Source organism: Serratia sp. KH_031, assembly GCF_057839655.1.
Genome location: NZ_CM174496.1, coordinates 2,059,247 through 2,076,834 on the forward strand (window position 1 = coordinate 2,059,247; position 17,588 = coordinate 2,076,834).

20 protein-coding genes are annotated in these 17,588 nt (G+C 50.8%); all 20 read left to right on the forward strand.

The annotated features are described in order from the left end of the window. The first annotated feature begins 209 nt into the window (after positions 1 to 209). Entirely contained in the window at positions 210 to 653 is a 444-nt protein-coding gene (locus tag AC3ISQ_RS09280) for a PTS sugar transporter subunit IIA (protein WP_489352554.1), read from the forward strand. 82 nt (positions 654 to 735) lie between these two features. Further along, positions 736 to 1,011 (forward strand): PTS sugar transporter subunit IIB, encoded by a 276-nt coding sequence (locus AC3ISQ_RS09285; protein WP_489352556.1) that lies wholly within the window; start codon positions 736 to 738, stop codon positions 1,009 to 1,011. A gap of 145 nt (positions 1,012 to 1,156) precedes the next feature. Then, entirely contained in the window at positions 1,157 to 2,566 is a 1,410-nt protein-coding gene (locus tag AC3ISQ_RS09290; RefSeq protein ID WP_489352558.1) for a PTS ascorbate transporter subunit IIC, read from the forward strand. Continuing rightward, entirely contained in the window at positions 2,563 to 3,396 is an 834-nt protein-coding gene (locus tag AC3ISQ_RS09295) for a transketolase (protein ID WP_489352559.1), read from the forward strand. Before AC3ISQ_RS09290 ends, AC3ISQ_RS09295 begins: the two co-directional genes overlap by 4 nt. After that, entirely contained in the window at positions 3,389 to 4,351 is a 963-nt protein-coding gene (locus AC3ISQ_RS09300; protein ID WP_489352561.1) for a transketolase family protein, read from the forward strand. Before AC3ISQ_RS09295 ends, AC3ISQ_RS09300 begins: the two co-directional genes overlap by 8 nt. Positions 4,352 to 4,953: 602 nt before the next feature. Further along, positions 4,954 to 5,502: a tyrosine-type DNA invertase gene (locus AC3ISQ_RS09305; RefSeq protein WP_489352563.1), complete on the forward strand. Its 549-nt coding sequence runs from the start codon at positions 4,954 to 4,956 to the stop codon at positions 5,500 to 5,502. 494 nt (positions 5,503 to 5,996) lie between these two features. Further along, a complete protein-coding gene (locus AC3ISQ_RS09310; RefSeq protein WP_489352565.1) occupies positions 5,997 to 6,527 on the forward strand; it encodes a fimbrial protein in 531 nt (176 codons plus the stop codon). 95 nt (positions 6,528 to 6,622) lie between these two features. Further along, on the forward strand, positions 6,623 to 7,300 hold the full coding sequence (locus tag AC3ISQ_RS09315) for a fimbrial biogenesis chaperone (RefSeq protein WP_489352567.1): 678 nt from the start codon (positions 6,623 to 6,625) through the stop codon (positions 7,298 to 7,300). 115 nt (positions 7,301 to 7,415) lie between these two features. Continuing rightward, positions 7,416 to 10,004, forward strand: coding sequence for a fimbria/pilus outer membrane usher protein (locus tag AC3ISQ_RS09320; RefSeq protein ID WP_489352568.1), 2,589 nt, complete (start codon positions 7,416 to 7,418; stop codon positions 10,002 to 10,004). Positions 10,005 to 10,015: 11 nt separating this feature from the next. Continuing rightward, positions 10,016 to 10,957 (forward strand): fimbrial protein, encoded by a 942-nt coding sequence (locus AC3ISQ_RS09325; RefSeq protein WP_489352570.1) that lies wholly within the window; start codon positions 10,016 to 10,018, stop codon positions 10,955 to 10,957. Between the two features lie 124 nt (positions 10,958 to 11,081). Then, positions 11,082 to 11,597 (forward strand): fimbrial protein, encoded by a 516-nt coding sequence (locus AC3ISQ_RS09330; protein ID WP_489352572.1) that lies wholly within the window; start codon positions 11,082 to 11,084, stop codon positions 11,595 to 11,597. Positions 11,598 to 11,717: 120 nt separating this feature from the next. Next, positions 11,718 to 12,251, forward strand: a complete 534-nt coding sequence (locus AC3ISQ_RS09335; RefSeq protein ID WP_489352574.1) for a fimbrial protein — start codon at positions 11,718 to 11,720, stop codon at positions 12,249 to 12,251. A 113-nt stretch (positions 12,252 to 12,364) separates the two neighbouring features. Next, positions 12,365 to 12,886, forward strand: coding sequence for a fimbrial protein (locus AC3ISQ_RS09340; protein WP_489352576.1), 522 nt, complete (start codon positions 12,365 to 12,367; stop codon positions 12,884 to 12,886). Between the two features lie 288 nt (positions 12,887 to 13,174). Beyond that, positions 13,175 to 13,651, forward strand: a complete 477-nt coding sequence (locus AC3ISQ_RS09345; RefSeq protein WP_489352578.1) for a fimbrial protein — start codon at positions 13,175 to 13,177, stop codon at positions 13,649 to 13,651. A 124-nt stretch (positions 13,652 to 13,775) separates the two neighbouring features. Further along, positions 13,776 to 14,294, forward strand: coding sequence for a fimbrial protein (locus tag AC3ISQ_RS09350; protein WP_489352580.1), 519 nt, complete (start codon positions 13,776 to 13,778; stop codon positions 14,292 to 14,294). 39 nt (positions 14,295 to 14,333) lie between these two features. Continuing rightward, complete coding sequence (locus AC3ISQ_RS09355) at positions 14,334 to 14,846, forward strand: fimbrial protein (protein WP_489352582.1); 513 nt, start codon at positions 14,334 to 14,336, stop codon at positions 14,844 to 14,846. Between the two features lie 33 nt (positions 14,847 to 14,879). Then, positions 14,880 to 15,029, forward strand: a complete 150-nt coding sequence (locus AC3ISQ_RS09360) for a hypothetical protein (RefSeq protein ID WP_489350588.1) — start codon at positions 14,880 to 14,882, stop codon at positions 15,027 to 15,029. Between the two features lie 394 nt (positions 15,030 to 15,423). Continuing rightward, positions 15,424 to 16,119, forward strand: coding sequence for a LuxR C-terminal-related transcriptional regulator (locus AC3ISQ_RS09365; protein ID WP_489352584.1), 696 nt, complete (start codon positions 15,424 to 15,426; stop codon positions 16,117 to 16,119). Positions 16,120 to 16,129: 10 nt separating this feature from the next. Next, a complete protein-coding gene (locus AC3ISQ_RS09370) occupies positions 16,130 to 16,801 on the forward strand; it encodes a LuxR C-terminal-related transcriptional regulator (RefSeq protein WP_489352585.1) in 672 nt (223 codons plus the stop codon). Then, positions 16,798 to 17,514 carry a helix-turn-helix transcriptional regulator gene (locus AC3ISQ_RS09375; RefSeq protein ID WP_489352587.1) on the forward strand — a complete coding sequence of 239 codons (717 nt, stop codon included), beginning with the start codon at positions 16,798 to 16,800 and terminating at the stop codon, positions 17,512 to 17,514. Before AC3ISQ_RS09370 ends, AC3ISQ_RS09375 begins: the two co-directional genes overlap by 4 nt. Positions 17,515 to 17,588: the final 74 nt, after the last annotated feature.

The following is a 17,588-nucleotide window of genomic DNA, read 5'->3' on the forward strand; positions in this document are numbered from 1 at the left end:
CCGCTGAAATACAGGGGAAATATCGCCCAAGTATACCCTTGAATTTGCCATGCTTAATGAAAATTAACGCAAGGGTGTTAATTTGATAGCGCTATCACAAAACCGAGTGATAACTATTGGTAGCGCTATCTTTGTGATCTTTATCACAGTTAAAGTCAGCTCGGTTGAATAAAGTTTGCCCATCTTGAACCTGTTAATGGGAGGTGAACGTGCTGAATACTTGGTTAAACCAAGGCACCATTATGATGAAACAGCAGGTCACGGACTGGCCACAAGCGCTGGAGATCTGTGCGCAGCCGCTGTTGGCGCAAGGGATTATTACGCCGCAATACCTGACGGCCATCATGCAACAGCATCAAAAATTGGGCCCGTATTATGTGTTGGCTCCGGGGTTGGCGATGCCACATGCGCGGCCAGAAGAGGGCGCGAAAGGATTGGGGTTATCGCTGCTCAAATTAACCGAAGGAGTGAGTTTCCAATCGCAGGATAATGATCCGGTGGATGTGATCATTATGTTGGCGGCACCGGATAGCCACAGCCATATTGAAATGATCTCAACGTTGGCAAAATTGTTCTCTAGCGATGAAGATATGTCATTATTACATCAAGCTCAAACCGTGGAGGAAATACAAAACATCATTAACCGTTTCTGATTTTTTATCTCACCATCTGACAGATTAACATTGCATTAAATAATGCGATGCACCCGTACTCTACATAAAAAAGGTAATAACAATGAAAATAATGGCAATTTGCGGCTCTGGGTTAGGCAGTAGTTTTATGGTCGAAATGAATATTAAAAAGGTTCTCAAGAAGTTAAATATTGATGCCGAAGTGGAGCACTCGGATTTGTCTTCTGCCACACCCGGCGCCGCCGATTTGTTTGTGATGGCGAAAGACATCGCGGCCAGCGCCAGCGTGCCAGAGAGCCAACTGCTGGTGATCAACAATATTATCGACATCAACGAACTGGAAAGTAAGCTGAGTGCTTATTTCGCCATCAACCATTAAATAGTTATACCCTAAATAATTCGAGTTGCATCGAGGCGGCAACGCAGCGAGTCCCTAAGAGCTTACGTCAGATCGTTCCTGGGGTGAGCGAGGAAAGCCAACAAAGAGGCAGCTTGAAGTATGACGGGTATAAAGTGAGGCGGATATGTTTATTCTAGGAACGCTGAATTTTATTGTTGATATTCTAAAGGTGCCCGCCATTCTGGTTGGCTTAATCGCTTTAATTGGTTTGGTAGCACAAAAGAAGTCTTTCTCGGATGTGGTAAAAGGTTCGATTAAAACCGTATTAGGTTTTATTGTTTTAGGCGGTGGGGCGACAGTATTAGTCAGTTCGCTTAATCCATTGGGCGGTATGTTTGAACACGCTTTTAATATTCAAGGTATCATCCCGAATAATGAAGCGATAGTGTCTATCGCGTTGGAAAAATACGGCGCCACTACAGCACTAATTATGGCTTTCGGTATGGTGGCAAACATCATTGTTGCCCGTTTCACCCGCCTGAAATACATCTTCCTGACCGGGCACCACACCTTCTACATGGCGTGCATGATCAGCGTGATTTTGACCGTCGGTGGGTTCGAAGGTGTCGCGCTAGTGTTCACTGGTTCGTTGACTCTGGGGCTGATCATGGCGTTCTTCCCGGCGATTGCGCAGCGTTATATGCGGCGCATCACCGGTACGGATGATATTGCTTTTGGTCACTTCGGCACCTTGGGTTACGTGCTGTCTGGTTGGATTGGCAGTCAATGTGGTAAAGGCTCTCGTTCCACCGAAGAGATGAACCTGCCGAAAAACTTGAGCTTCCTGCGTGACAGTTCTATTTCCATCTCACTCACGATGATCATCATCTACATGATCCTCGCGGTCTGTGCTGGGCGGGAATATGTCGAAGGGCAGTTGAGTGCGGGGCAAAACTTCCTCGTTTACTCAATTATTCAGGCCATTACCTTTGCCGCAGGGGTGTTCATCATCCTGCAAGGGGTTCGTTTGATTCTGGCGGAGATCGTGCCGGCATTTACCGGTTTTTCTGAAAAACTGGTGCCGAATGCACGCCCAGCGCTGGATTGCCCAGTGGTTTATCCGTATGCGCCTAACGCGGTGTTGATCGGCTTCTTGTTTAGTTTCCTCGGTGGCTTGGTGGGTTTGTTCCTACTGGGGCAGATGAAACTGGTGCTGATCTTGCCTGGTGTGGTGCCGCACTTCTTTACCGGGGCGACCGCAGGTGTATTTGGTAACGCGACCGGCGGGCGACGCGGCGCGATGCTGGGGGCATTTGCCAACGGTTTACTGATTACCTTCTTGCCAGTGTTGCTGCTGCCAGTACTGGGCGCGCTGGGCTTTGCCAACACCACCTTCTCAGATGCCGATTTTGGCGTCGTGGGCATCGTGCTCGGCAATCTAGCTCGCTTTATGTCTCCGATGGCGATTATGGCATTAGTGACAGCGCTGTTCGCTCTGCTGGTGGGCTTCAACTATTTGGGGAAAGGAAAGGGCCGTTTGTTAAAAGAAAAGAATGCCGCGCAAACTGAAGAGAATACGGGGGCTAAACAATGAATCATCTGGCAGACGTTACGCGCTTTGCACGTGATATCCGGGTTGAAACTTTAAAGTCACTCACCCAATTAGGGTTTGGTCATTACGGCGGCAGCATGTCGGTGGTGGAAACGTTAGCCGTATTGTACGGCGATGTGATGCGTATCGATCCCGGCGATCCGGATTGGTCAGAACGCGATTATTTTGTTCTTTCTAAAGGTCATGCTGGCCCAGCACTGTATAGCACCTTAGCGCTGAAAGGTTATTTCCCTGTCGATCAACTGGCGACGTTAAATGAAAACGGCACGCGATTGCCCAGTCATCCGGATCGGCTAAAAACACGCGGTGTGGATGCCACCACCGGCTCGTTAGGGCAAGGCGTTTCTATTGCTGCGGGTATGGCGCTGTCGCACAAGTTAGCACAGCGGCGTAATCGTGTGTTCTGCATTGTCGGCGATGGCGAGTTGAACGAAGGGCAATGTTGGGAAGCCTTCCAGTTTATTGCTCATCACCGGTTAAACAATCTGGTGGTGTTTGTTGATTGGAATAAACAGCAACTGGACGGCGAACTGGATGACATTATCAATCCCTTCAATCTGGAGGAGAAATTCCGAGCCTTTGGTTTCGATGTGGCCACGGTAAAAGGGGATGACATTGCTGGATTATTGGCGGCGGTGAAGCCGCAGCGCAATGGGGAACAACGCCCGCTGTTGGTACTCCTCGACAGTATTAAAGGCCAAGGTGTGCCTTATCTGGAACAACTGAGCAATTCCCACCATTTACGGCTGACCGAACCGGCGAAACAGGCGCTGGAGCAAGCCATTGCACAATTGGAGGCGATAGATGATTAAGGTCACTCAACCCGGCAGTCAGGACAGCATTGAAATGCGCAAGATTTATGCCGGATTTGTCGCGCAACAGATCAATCAAGGGAGTGAGATTATCGCTCTGGAAGCGGACTTAATGAGCTCAATGGCGATGGATAGCGTGCAGCGTGATTACCCGCAGCACGTGATCAACTGCGGCATTATGGAAGCTAACGTGATTGGCGTTTCCGCTGGATTATCCCTCACAGGCCGCAAACCTTTTGTGCATACCTTTACTGCCTTTGCCAGCCGTCGTTGCTTTGATCAACTGTTTATGTCGTTGGATTATCAACGCAATAACGTCAAGGTGATCGCCTCTGATGCCGGCGTGACGGCCTGTCATAACGGTGGAACCCATATGTCGTTTGAAGATATGGGCATTGTGCGTGGCTTGGCGAACTCCGTGGTGTTGGAAGTCACCGATGCGGTGATGTTCCAAGATATCTTGCAACAGTTGATGAAGCTGGAAGGCTTTTACTGGGTGCGAACTATTCGTAAACAAGCCGCGAAAATCTACCAAGAAGGATCAACCTTCACCATCGGCAAAGGCAATGTGTTGCGCGATGGTGACGATATCACGCTGATCGCCAATGGCATTATGGTGGCCGAAGCTTTAAAAGCGGCACAGACGTTGGCAGAACAGGGAGTGAGCGCCGCAGTGATCGATATGTTTACCTTGAAACCTATTGATCGAATGTTGGTAAAAAATTATGCCGAGAAGACCGGGCGTATTGTGACCTGTGAAAACCACAGTATCCACAATGGGTTGGGTTCAGCGGTAGCGGAAGTGCTGGTAGAAAGTTGCCCAGTGCCGATGCGTCGGGTGGGTGTGAAAGAACGCTATGGTCAGGTGGGCACGCAGGATTACTTACAGAAGGAATACGGCTTGACAGCGGAGGCGATTGTCACGGCAGCGAGGGAGCTCTTGCCAGTGCAGTAGGAACGGTTAGCGTGACAATGCCAAATTTCAGTTAAATTCCGGTATTGTCACGCAAAAAAACTGCGCTACATTAAATAATGTTACGACGTCGACTCAGATAGTTCTGTAATTAAATAGGGAATGGCCGGTTTTTTAATTCAGCCAAACCTAAAGATGGCATTGTTGACATTTTATTTATTTTGTTTTGTTATTTTAGGTTGTATTGCAAAAATGTTAATGATTTGGTTATTGATAATGAGACACACTTTAACTGGGATGGTTCTTATTTTGTGCGTGCTTTATGTTAACAAGTGGCGACAGGGCTGCCACGTCCCGTTGGTAACGGGGAAATAATACCTCGTCTATTATTTAACTTTATTGTCGGTTTTCCTCATGATTTGCCTGATATAACGATTGATTAATACTGGCTTATGAATCGTTGGCCTCCATGCTGCTCATTTCCCTATAAAATCCATGGCTGATAGATTGTTTTTATCCGCTATACTCCGTGGCGGGTAATCAATTGTCACATTCAGACTCTCCCGGATTATCCATCCCTTTATTGTAGGCGTAGAAAAGGAACATAACCCTGCACATTGTTGTTATTCAAACTGTGAGGCACTATGAGAAACCGTAAACACTTGACCCCCTCTGAAGTCGAACGCCTGCTGGAAGCGACGCGTTACGGCAAACACCCTGAACGTGATTACTGCTTGATTTGGATGTGTTTTATCCATGGCTGCCGGGTGAGTGAAATCAACCGTTGGCGTTTATCCGACCTCGACCTCGAGGGCGGCAATATTTATGTTCATCGCCTGAAAAATGGCTTCTCAACGATTCACCCAGTCTATCGAAAAGAAATAAAGGCGCTACGCGCTTGGCTAAAGGTTCGCCGTCGTTACAAGGGGGCAGAGAGTGATTGGTTATTCCTGTCAGAGAAGGGCAATCATTTATCCCGTCAGCGTATTTACTGGATATTGCGTCATTACAGTGACAAGGCGGAATTGGAAGTGAATGCCCACCCGCATATGCTCAGACACGGCTGTGGATTTGCCTTGGCAGACAGGGGAATTGACACCCGATTGATACAGGATTTTATGGGGCACCGTAATATTCAGAACACCGTTCTTTATACGGCCAGTAATGCCGGGCGGTTTAAAGAAGTATGGTGATTAGAATGTAACGTTTTATTATCAAGGAGACAGTCTGAACCAAACTGGAGCCTACTCTAAGGATTTCCTGTTTTGGTGTCAACATTTTCACTGTGGATATTTGTTTTTTGAAATTTGTTTATTTTTATCAATGCCTTGTATTGTTAAAACTGTTCTATTCTCGTTAACTTTTCCTACTCCTCGCTTTGTTATCTTCCGCTGCTTTGAGCTCTGCATAATAACCTTGTCAAAAATAATGGTTTTATTGGCCTGTTTTATCGGCCTTCCTCTGTATTTGTTGGTGTTTATTGCTAATTTAACTAAATTTAACAGCATAAAAAACCAAGGAGTCAGTTTGGTTCAGAATGACTCGTCGGGAAGTCATGGCTTGTTTGCCCGATGGCTTATTTAACGGGAGAGGTTCCCGCAAGAACTGAATAAAAATGGACTGACATAAGGCTATGTCAAATATCACTGTTATGCACTCGAGTGCATTCATTATAAAGGAAAGTAGTATGAAAAAGAACCTGATTGCTGTGGCTGTATTGGCTTCCTCTGCGTTTGGTGTGTCTGCGTTTGCGGCTGATGGCCAAGTGAACTTCAACGGTGAAATCATCGATGCGGCTTGTACTGTGGTCAACACCCCAGCTAACCCACTGACTGTGCAACTGGGTAAAGTGGCCAAGAGCTCCTTCACTCAGGCGGGTGATAAGTCATCTGCTACCAAGTTCACCCTGGCACTGCAGAACTGCCCAGACACTGTCAGCAGCGCTCGCGTGAAGTTTGATGGTGTGTCAGTCAGCGGTGACAACAGTGTATTGGCGTTGACCCAAGATGCAGGCGTGGCGACCGGTGTTGGTATCCAATTGTCTGACGATGCTAACACTGTGCTGCCACTGTTTACTGAGTCTAAATCCTACGCACTGCAATCTGGTGCCGGTGTGACTAACAACTTGGACTTCGTAGCACGTTATATCGCCACTTCAGCCAACGTAACAGCAGGCCCGGCGAACTCAACCGCCAGCTTCACTGTTAACTACAACTAAGGTTCTGCCTGCCTAGCGTTTTGGGGCAGGTTTGAAAACAGGGGCCGGCGGCAGCATTGCCGGCCTTTCTTCTCTCTAATTATCGGGAATACGTAATGAAAGTTATTTCTACTGCTCTGTTGGCGACCTTGTTGGTGAGTGCCAGTGCCGCTCAGGCCGGGGTGATTGTGGGCGGTACGCGCCTGATTTATGACGGCGGTAAAAAGGAGTCTTCACTGAGCGTCAGTAACCCGGACAAGGTGCCGTACCTTATCCAGACTTGGGTAGAGACCACCACCGGTGGCGCTGAGAAAGCCCCCTTTATGGTGACGCCGCCGCTGTTCCGTTTGGACGGTGGGCAGGAGAACGTGCTGCGCGTGGTGCGGGCGGGTGGCAATTTGCCGTCGGATAAAGAGTCCCTGTACTGGATGAACATCAAGTCCATCCCGTCGGCGGCGAAAGACGAGAACAAGAACACCCTGCAGATTGCGGTGAAGACGCGTATCAAACTGATTTACCGTCCGCAGGGGTTGAAAGGCGTACCGGAAGAGCAGACCGAGAAGCTGAGCTGGGCACGCAGCGGTAATAATCTGCAAGTCACTAACCCAACGGCATTTTACATGAACTTCCAAGAAGTGAAGGTTGCAGGGAAAGATATCCCAGATGTGACCTATGTGGCGCCGGGCAGCACCGCGAGCTTTGCCCTGCCAGCGGGTGTGAGTGGCGGCAGCCTCAGTTGGAAGCTGATTAGTGATTACGGCGGCGTCGGTGCCGAGCACACCAAAGCCCTGTAATGAGCGCATCTGGATATCGACAGATTACAAAAAACATAAAGCAGTGAGCATCCCACAGGTAGTGGGGTTAGGGACACGGGGTTGTTAGTTGCCCTGCAGGTAACGGAGTAAATGGATGAATCACCACACAAGTCCGGGCAGGGCTAAACCTGTCCCGCGCGTCAGTCGGTTGGCATATCTCATCGCCGCACAATTGGCGCTGTTAAGCGGTCTGTCGTTTGAGGCGCAGGCACGCGACTTTTTCAACCCAGCGTTGCTGGAAATCGACAACCCGCATCAGGGCAGTACTGACCTGACGGTGTTTGAAGATGGCGCTTCACAGGCACCAGGCACTTACCGGGTCGATGTCTACATCAACAACGAACAGCAGGACACCCGCGACGTGGTGTTCAGCCTGCAAAAGGGTGCAGACGGCAAAGAGAGTTTGCAGCCGTGCCTGACGGTAGCGCAGTTGAATGAGATGGGCGTTAAGACCGACCTGTTCCCGGCGCTGGGTGATGCCAAGGCGCAGTGCGCCACCCTCAGTGCCATTCCGCAGGCCAGTGCCGAGTTCCGCTTCAGTGCCCAGCAGTTGCTGCTGAGTATTCCGCAGGCGGCAATGTCCCAACAGGCTCGCGGCTATGTGCCAGAAAGCCAGTGGGATAACGGTATCCCGGCGTTACTGCTCAACTACAACCTGAGTGGCGCCAACACCTCGGCACGCAACAGCAACAGCAGTGACAGCGACAGCCAGTACGCCAACCTGCGCCCGGGCATCAACATCGGGCCATGGCGACTGCGCAACTACACCACCTGGAACCGTGACAGCAACGGTCAGGACAAGTGGGACACCGTTTACACTTACGCGGCACGGGACATTGTGTCGCTGAAAAGCCAGTTGGTATTGGGTGACAGCAGTTCGCCGAGCGACGTGTTCGACAGCGTGCCGTTCCGCGGAGCACAGTTAGCGTCTGACGACGACATGATACCGGACAGCCTGAAAGGCTACGCGCCGGTGGTGCGTGGGATTGCCCGTACCAACGCGCAGGTGATTATTCGCCAGAACGGCTATGTGATTTACCAAAGCTATGTGTCGCCGGGGGCGTTTGAGATTAACGACATGTTCCCGACCGGGGGCAGTGGCGACTTGTACGTAACGATAAAAGAAGCCGACGGCAGCGAACAGCAGTTGGTGGTGCCGTTTGCCTCCTTGCCGGTGTTGCAACGGGAAGGCCGCTTGAAATATGCGGTCACCAGCGGGCAATACCGTTCGTACGACGGCAGTGTCGACAAGACGCCATTCACGCAAGGCACGGCGATTTACGGTCTTCCGCGCGGCTTTACTGCCTACGGTGGCGGCCAGTTTGCCAGCAAGTATCAGTCACTGGCGCTGGGTGTGGGTAAAAACCTGGGTGACTTCGGCGCGATATCCACCGACGTGACGCAGGCCTGGTCAACGATGGATGAGCGGCAAAAAGAGAACGGTCAGTCATGGCGTATCCGTTACAGCAAGAACATCGTGCAGACCGGTACCAACTTTGCCATTGCCGGTTACCGTTACTCGACCGACGGTTATTACAGCCTGCAGGAAGTACTGGACACCTACCGTGACCAGAATTACCAGCCACTGAACGAGCGTCGCCGTAACCGCAGCGAGCTGACCCTGAGTCAGAACCTGTGGAAAGATGCGGGTTCACTGTCGCTGAGCTGGATAAGTGAAGATTACTGGAACAGTGACCGCACCATGCGTTCTATCGGCGCCGGTTATAACAACAGTTGGAATGGCATCAGCTATGGGCTGAACTACAGCTACAACGAGAATGCGACCGCCAGCAGCAGTAACGGCGGCGGCAGTGGCAAGGTCTACAACCGTGACCAGGTGTTTGCGTTTAACCTCAGCGTACCGCTCAACCGGTTCCTGGGTAACACCTACGCGACGTATAACCTGAACACCAGCAAACAAGGCGGCACCACCAACACCGTCGGCCTGAACGGCACGGCGCTGGCAGACAACAACCTGAGCTGGAGTGCACAAGAAGGCTACAGCAGTGGCAGCACCGGAACCGGTAACAGCGGCAACCTGAATGCGGATTACAAAGGCACTTACGCCGAAGTGAACGCCGGTTATGCCTATGACCAGAACAGCCAGCGGGTGAACTACGGCCTGCAGGGCGGGATAGTGGCGCATGAAAACGGTATTACCTTCGGTCAACCGTTGGGTGAAACCATTGCCTTGGTGAAAGCGCCGGGCGCTGCAGGTGTCGGTGTCAGCAACCAGACCGGGGTGAAGACCGACTGGCGCGGCTACGCCATCGTGCCGTACAGCACGCCGTACCGCCGGAACTTGGTGCAACTGAATACTGAAACCTTGCCGGATGATGTGGATTTAGTGCAGACCACGCAAAAAGTGGTACCGACAAGGGGCGCGGTGGTGCGCGCCAACTTCCAGGCTAACGTGGGCCAGCGGGTGCTGATGACCTTGCTGCGCCAAGGCGGCGCGCCAATCCCGTTCGGTGCCACGGTGAGTGACCCGGCCCAAACCACGGCGCAGGGCTTTATTGTCGGCGACAACGGTCAGGTGTATTTAACCGGCTTGGCAGACAGCGGCTTGCTGAAGGTGAAATGGGGCAATGCGGCAGACCAACAGTGTCAGGTGAATTACACCCTGGCGAAACAGACAACAGAGAATGCTGGCGTTCAGGTAATGAATGGGCAGTGTCGGTAGGGGTGATAGATATGAGCAAATTTAGCCTAAGAGGGATAGTAGTAAATCTTCCTTTATTATTAATAGCGCTATTGTTGAGTATGGGGGCGAATGCTGGATGTTATACAAATCAAGAGGGGACATCCCAATTAGTTAATACTATTCAACAACCTGCATTCATAGTGCAAAGAGATGCACCTGTAGGTTCAGTTATAGGTACTGTCGCCGTGCCAATGACGGGGAAAGGGGCGTTATATTGTCAAACAGGTTCTTATTATAGTGAAATGAAATTATTCACCACTCAATCTAGTATTGCAGGTTATTATAATACCAATGTGGCTGGGGTAGGTTTAAAAATAAATGGTTTCACATACCCAGCAAGACAAGTCACAGAAGAGAGAACTCTGGTTTTAAATGATACCACCCAAAGAACACTCACTTTAGTCAAAACTGGAGCAATAACGTCAGGTGTTATAAATTCAGGTGTTTTGGCAATAATCTATGGTGATGGGGACAATCTTGCTGCAGTAACATATATCCTTACGGGGTCAACAGTTACTCAAGCTGCTTGCTCCATTAATACACCTGTCATCCAAGTCCCATTGGATGATGTTTATGGCAGTGATTTAACATCCGTCGGCACTGTGCTTAAACCCAAAACCTTTAATCTGGGATTAAATTGTGATGCTGGGGCACGTATTAACGTTAAAATGACTGGCGCTCAAAATACCGATACCAGCACGGCCGGAGTATTGCAGTTAACCAATGCCGGTTCTGCCGGTGTGGCAACCGGGGTTGGCGTACAGATTTTGTATAATAACGAGCCCTTGGCACTGAATAATAATATCGTGCTGAAAACTTCAGACGGTGGGCAAGAAACTTTCCCGTTTGTGGCACAATATTATCAGACCAAAAACCCGGTCACTACGGGTGCAGCTAATGCCACTATGACATTGAATTTGACTTATCAGTAAATAATTGGGCTGTTTATTATAACAACCAAGTAGTCAATAAAGTTTGCGCAATGGCGCTCAATACACTCAAGGAAATGGGAGGGGATTCCCTGCCTGAGTCATCATTAAACACAAGGAGTTATTTATGAAGAAGTATACACAACAATCTTTATTAGCCGCATTGGTGTTGGCCGCGGGTATTCATCAGGCAGTTGCTGACCCGGTACAGGTCAATATTACTGGCAAAGTGGTTGCTTCCCCTTGCACCGTGGATACTGCTGGCTCTCAGTTAAATGTGGATCTGGGAAATATTCAGGCTACCGATTTGGCTACGGTAGGGGCAACGTCTGCATTAATACCTTTCCAACTTAAGTTGAAGAGTTGCCCGGTAAGCACCACTCAGGCCATCGTGACCTTTGGCGGCGAAGAAGACACTGCCGCTCCGGGGCGTTATAAAAGCTCGGGGTCGGCAAATAACGTGGCGGTGGAATTGGTTCAGGCAAGTATAGGAATGCAAAAAGGGCCGGGAACCCAGATTGGCCAGCCTGTTCAGGCCGACGGAACGGTGACCTATAACCTGCAAACGCGTGCGTATGCAAAAGGGGTGGCCACCCCTGGCACTATCACTGCCGTGGTTCAGGCAACCTTTACCTACCAGTAATGGGTAATCAGGCTTGACCGCAAAGACGGTAAATAGCGACGGTTCTATCGCGTTGAATTAACTCAAGGACGCAGGGGGAGCCTCTGCCCGAGTACATTAATAAATATCAAGGAGTTATTTATGAAAAAACAACAATCTTTATTCGCAGTACTGGTTTTGGCAGCGGGTATTCATCAGGCGATGGCTGATGCACCAACGCAAATTAATATTACCGGCAATGTGATTGCGTCACCGTGCACAGTCGATACCGCCAACTCAAATTTGAACGTTGATTTAGGCATTATTCCGGCAGCTGACATGGCTTCGGCAGGTTCATATGGAGGTATTCAGCAAAACTTTAGCGTAGTGCTAAAAGACTGCCCAAGCAGTACGACTAAAGTTACCGCCACCTTCTCTGGCCAGCAGTATGCTGCTGATAGTAACCTCTTTAAAAACACCGGCACAGCGACCAATCTCGGGGTAAAAATTAAACCGGATGCCGCTGTTTGGACTGACATTACTGTAAACCCGAACCAAAGTACTTGGAGGAAGGATGTGTCTTCCTCTACACACGCGGTTTCCTTCTCATTTAATACTCGTCCTTATACTACAACCGGTGGCGTAACGCCTGGCACCATCATCAGTACCATGCAGATGGCCTTTACCTACCAGTAAAGGGTTGTGACTGTAAAGGTTGTGAAGAAATATTACGCAATCGCGTTGAATTAACTCAAGGACGCAGGGGGAGCCTCTGCCCGAGTACATTAATAAATATCAAGGAGTTATTTATGAAAAAACAACAATCTTTATTCGCAGTACTGGTTTTGGCAGCGGGTATTCATCAGGCGATGGCTGATGCACCAACGCAAATTAATATTACCGGCACTGTGATTGCGTCGCCGTGTACGGTGGATACCGCCAACTCAAATTTGAACGTTAATTTAGGCAATATTCAGGCCACCGATTTGGCTACCTCTGGGGCAACCAGTGGTTATGTTGACTTCTTTCTAACTTTGAAAGATTGTCCAGCGTCCACACGTTATGCTACGGCTTCATTTGCAGGTACGACTGGCACAGGGGGAACTGATTACAGAAATACGGGTACGGCCACTAACCTGAATGTCCAGCTTAAAGAAAGCAAAAGCCAGCAAGATGGCGTTATGCTACCTCCGGGGGCAAGCCTGACGAGAAATATTGCCGCTGATCATACGGCTTCTTTTAAAATTGGTGCACGGGCTATTGCTACGGGAAATAATGTAATGCCGGGGACAATTATCGCTATATCTCAGGTGACTTTCACCTATCAGTAAACCTTGCCATTACTAGCGGGGATTATTATGAAGTACAGCGTAATCCGTACTCCAGGAGTATGGTGGTGCCGGTCATTTGAAATAAATTCTTGCAAAGTAAGTGGTGGGTGAATAAAGGATTCGCACAGGTTGTTTTTAATAAGTAATTTGCGCGATAAATAACATGTGATGTTATTGTTTTTAAATTACTCAAAGGTATAAGTAGGGCTTTTGTACCTAAGTAGGTTGTTAAATATAAGGGAATATGATGAGAAAAAAACTCAACTTTCATTACTGGCCTTAGTTGTATTGGCCACCGGTATTCATCAGGCGATAGCCGATGCACCAACGCAGATCAATATTACCGGCAATGTGATTGCGTCGCCGTGTACGGTGGATACCGCCAACTCAAATTTGAACGTTGATTTAGGCAATATTCAGGCCACCGCCTTGGCTACGGCAGGGGCAACGTCTGCGTTGATACCTTTCCAACTTAAGTTGAAGAGTTGCCCGGCAACCACCACTCAGGCCATCGTGACCTTTGGCGGCGAAGAAGACACTGCCGCTCCGGGGCGTTATAAAAGCTCGGGATCGGCAAACAACGTGGCAGTGGAAATGGTACAACCCGGTACCTCGAATCTGAAAGGACCAGGAACTCAGTGGGCTCTGCCTGTTCAACCAGACAACACGGTGACCTATAACCTGCAAGCGCGTGCGTATGCAAAAGGGGTTGCCACTCCGGGTACCATCAGTACCGTGGTTCAGGCAACCTTTACCTACCAGTAATGGGTAATCAGGTCAGATTTGACCCAAAAGACGGTAAATAGCGACGGTTCTATCGCGGTGAATTAACTCAAGGACGCAGAGATGGTCTCTGCCCGAGTACATCATTAAACACAAGGAGTTATTTATGAAAAAACAAGCACAACAGTCTTTATTCGCAGTACTGGTTTTGGCAGCGGGTATTCATCAGGCAATGGCCGATACACCAACGCAGATCAATATTACCGGCACTGTGATTGCGTCACCGTGCACAGTGGATACCACGGGTTCTAATATAAATGTTGATTTGGGAAATATTCAGGCTACCGACTTGGCTACGGTAGGGGCAATGTCTGCGATGATACCTTTCCAGCTTAAGTTGAAGGATTGCCCGGCAACCACCACTACGGCCATCGCGGCCTTTGGTGGCCAAGAAGACACTGCTGCTCCAGGGCGTTATAAAAGCTCGGGGTCGGCAAATAACGTGGCGGTGGAACTGATTCAGGCCAGCACCGGCTACCTGAAGGGACCGGGAACCGGGATTAGCCAGGCTGTTCAGGCAGACAGAACGGTGACTTATAATTTGCGGGCACGTGCGTATGCAAAAGCGGCTGTAACACCGGGTACTATTTCTGCCGTGTCACAAGTTACTTTCACCTACCAATAATCGAACATCTGTTTGTCACCGGCCTCAGAGGGAGTTGCCATGCAATACCGAACAGTCAGTTTTATGTTGGCATTCACCGGTCTACTCGGCGTTGCTGCCCATGCCACGGACGTCAACCTGAGCGGCACCGTGATTGCCAGTGCCTGTAACGTGGATACTGGCTCGGTGAGTCAGGACGTTAATCTGGGGCGGGTGCAGAAAAAAGACCTGCAAACCGTTGGCAGTGGCGGGGACTGGCAGCCGTTCCAGGTCAAACTGGTCAGCTGCCCGGCCGCTACCCGTGCGGCGACGGCACATTTTAGCGGCACGCCATTCAGTGGTGACCCCACGTTGTACAGCAACACCGGCGATGCGCAAGGGGTGGCGGTGCAGATGACGCAAGCCGCTGATAAAACCCAGGTACAGGGCGACGGCAGCAGCATGACGGTAACTATCGATGCCCAGCGCAACGCCACTTATGCGTTGGCTGGGCGGGTGATACGCCCGGCGACCGATACCGTGGTACCGGGCACCGTGAGCAGCGTGGTGCAGATGAACTTCACTTATCAGTAAGTAACACCTAGCCCAGGGAAGGGCAGAGAAAAAATGGATCAGTTAGCGTTTTGGTTAATGGGCGTAGTGGGGCAACACACCAGTTTGGAGCAATTACTGGCCGGGTTGGTGGTGATGTTCTGGCTGTTCGGCGTATTACCGGTGGGATTGGCCTTGTGGCTGCTGGACTCGTTGTATGAATAGCCGAGCCACGCCACGCCCTGGATTATTACTGTTACATGCCGGTCTTTCGCTGTGGTTATTTATGGCCGTAATTACCGGGCTAACAGGTTTATTATCTTTTTATTGTTAATCCTGTGTTTGATTAATGAGGTCGGCACTTTTGTTTTCAGTGCCGATTTATTTAAAAGCAATCATTTTTATTAATAACAGGAAGAAGATTAACGGAAGGCAATATGCTGCTATTAATTGTTGTATTAGGCGCAGTCAGCGCCTTCTCATTTTATAAACATTACCGGCGTGTGAAATTGAATGCTTTATATTCACGCGCGATGACATCGAATAAACGTCGGGCGACTTTTTAATTCGTACTCCCTACCGGGACGGGTTGTCGGCGTCATTTTTAAAGAGACTCATTATGATGACATTAATGCCTTCCTCTGCGCCAGTACACCGCGCCGCACCTGAGGTGCGCCAACTTGGCTCAGTATTGATTATGGAAAGTTGCCCGATGACCCTGGCGGGAATTTGCCAGCTATTAAACGCGCCGCGTTTTGCTATTACGCAGTGCCTGACCACCGCGGCAGTGAAAGCCGTGCCGCTGATGATGAGCCAGCACCAACCTGATTTGGTGATACTGGAGCTTAATGGCGACGGAGAATCGGTCCTTGATGGCCTGAATACCTTATGCCAGTGCCTCAACCTGTGGCAGCAGACACCGCTGATAGTGTGTACGTCGCTGACCGACAGCCGGCTGTTGCAACAACTGGTGATGATGGGCGTGCGCGGGATTTACCTCAAGCAAGACCCGCTGTCGGAGTTGACCGACACCGTGCTGCAGGTGACGGCAGGGCTGCGCAGCCACAGCACACAGGCCAGTGCGTTGATGGGCCTTGGCGGCGGATGGCCGGATTTGCTGACACCGCGGGAAATCGAGGTGTTGAAATACCTGTCTATTGGCAAAAGTGTCACCACCACCGCCCATCTGCTGTGCCGGGACGTGCGCACTGTCAGTACCCATAAACGCAATGCCATGAACAAGCTTGGCTTTGACAGTGATTATGCGCTCCACCGTTGGTGGGTCGGATTACCTCACGGCGACACGGTGCAATAAGGAGAGCCCCATGAAAATGTCTATCCACGCGGCCCCGGTGGTGGTGTATGCCCCGACACCCCTGACGTGCCTTGGAATGGTGCAGTTTATCCGTGAGTTACCGACGGGTGGCCACTGCGTCTTGCCGACCACCTCGCTGAGCCAGTTGCAACAGCAACTGCATAACGCGAGCGCCCGTGCGGTGGTGGCTGAGCTGAGTGGCACACACGAGGAACGGGTCGAGACAGTCACGCAGTTGCTGACACTGAGCACCTGTTACCCGGCGCTTAACCTGGTGGTGTACACCGCCAGTCGTGATGTGAACCTGCTGACGCCACTGCGCGCAAGGGCACACTGCAGCCTGATTGCTCGGCAAGGGTCACTGGCACAACTGCAGCTGGATATGGCGCAGGCACTGGCGGGTCAGCCGGTGTGCAGTACTGACATCGCGCAGTGTTTTAGCGCGGCAGACAATGCCACCGGCACCCCACTGACCCCCACTGAATTTGACGTGTTGCAGTCTTTGTATGACGGGCTGAGCCTGACGGACATTGCCACCTCGTGCCAGCGCAGCGTGAAAACCATCAGCGCGCATAAACGCAATATCATGCGCAAACTGGGGGCGCACAGTGATGCCGAACTGTTCCAAACGCCGCTGAGCCGGGTGGTGCAGGCGGACCAACGCACCCGCGTATCATCATGAGGCGTCTCAACACTACGCGCTATGCCGAGCACCAAGCAGAACACCGCGCCCGGGTGGCGGTGGTGTCCTCGTGCCAAATGGTGCAACGGGCGTTGCAGGCGTTGTGCCACAGCGGCTCTGCCCACGTTGTCTGGCAGTGTGGTCAGTATGACACCGAGCAGGTCGAGCGTTTGCTGGCCTGCCCGACTGACATGATTATCTTGTCGCTGCATGTGTATCAGAACGATGTGCAGCAGGGTATGCGGTTGATTCAACACCTGCGAGCCACTTATCCGCAACTGCGTTTGATGGTGGTGCTGGATGTGCCCATCCCGTTTTTGGTGTCGTGCCTGCAGCAGTGCGGGGTGGATAACATCGTGACATTGGCCTTGCCGCTGGCGGATTGGACCGTGCAGTTGCAGCGCGCGGGGGCGATGACGCAGAGAGATAACCCGGTGGGGATTCAACGTGAGCCCCTGTCCCCGGCCGAATCCCGTGTAATGGGTTACTTGGTACAAGGGCATTCGATGCAGGAGATTGCGGGGTTAACGATGCGCAGCGTGAAAACCGTGACCGCACAAAAGAGCCGTGCCATGCACAAAATGGGCATAGCGCACTGTGCCCAACTGGTGGCGGTGCAATCGGTGCTGATGGACAGCCTGCGCACGACCTCCGCTTGGTCGCCGACTGTGTCGGTTATGGCACCGGACAGGAGAGAGGCTCGATTTTATTAATTTGCTCTGATTTCATTGATAATTCACTGCTCTGCAAGGGGCAAGGATACACACGCTGTCGTGTTTTACAGGAG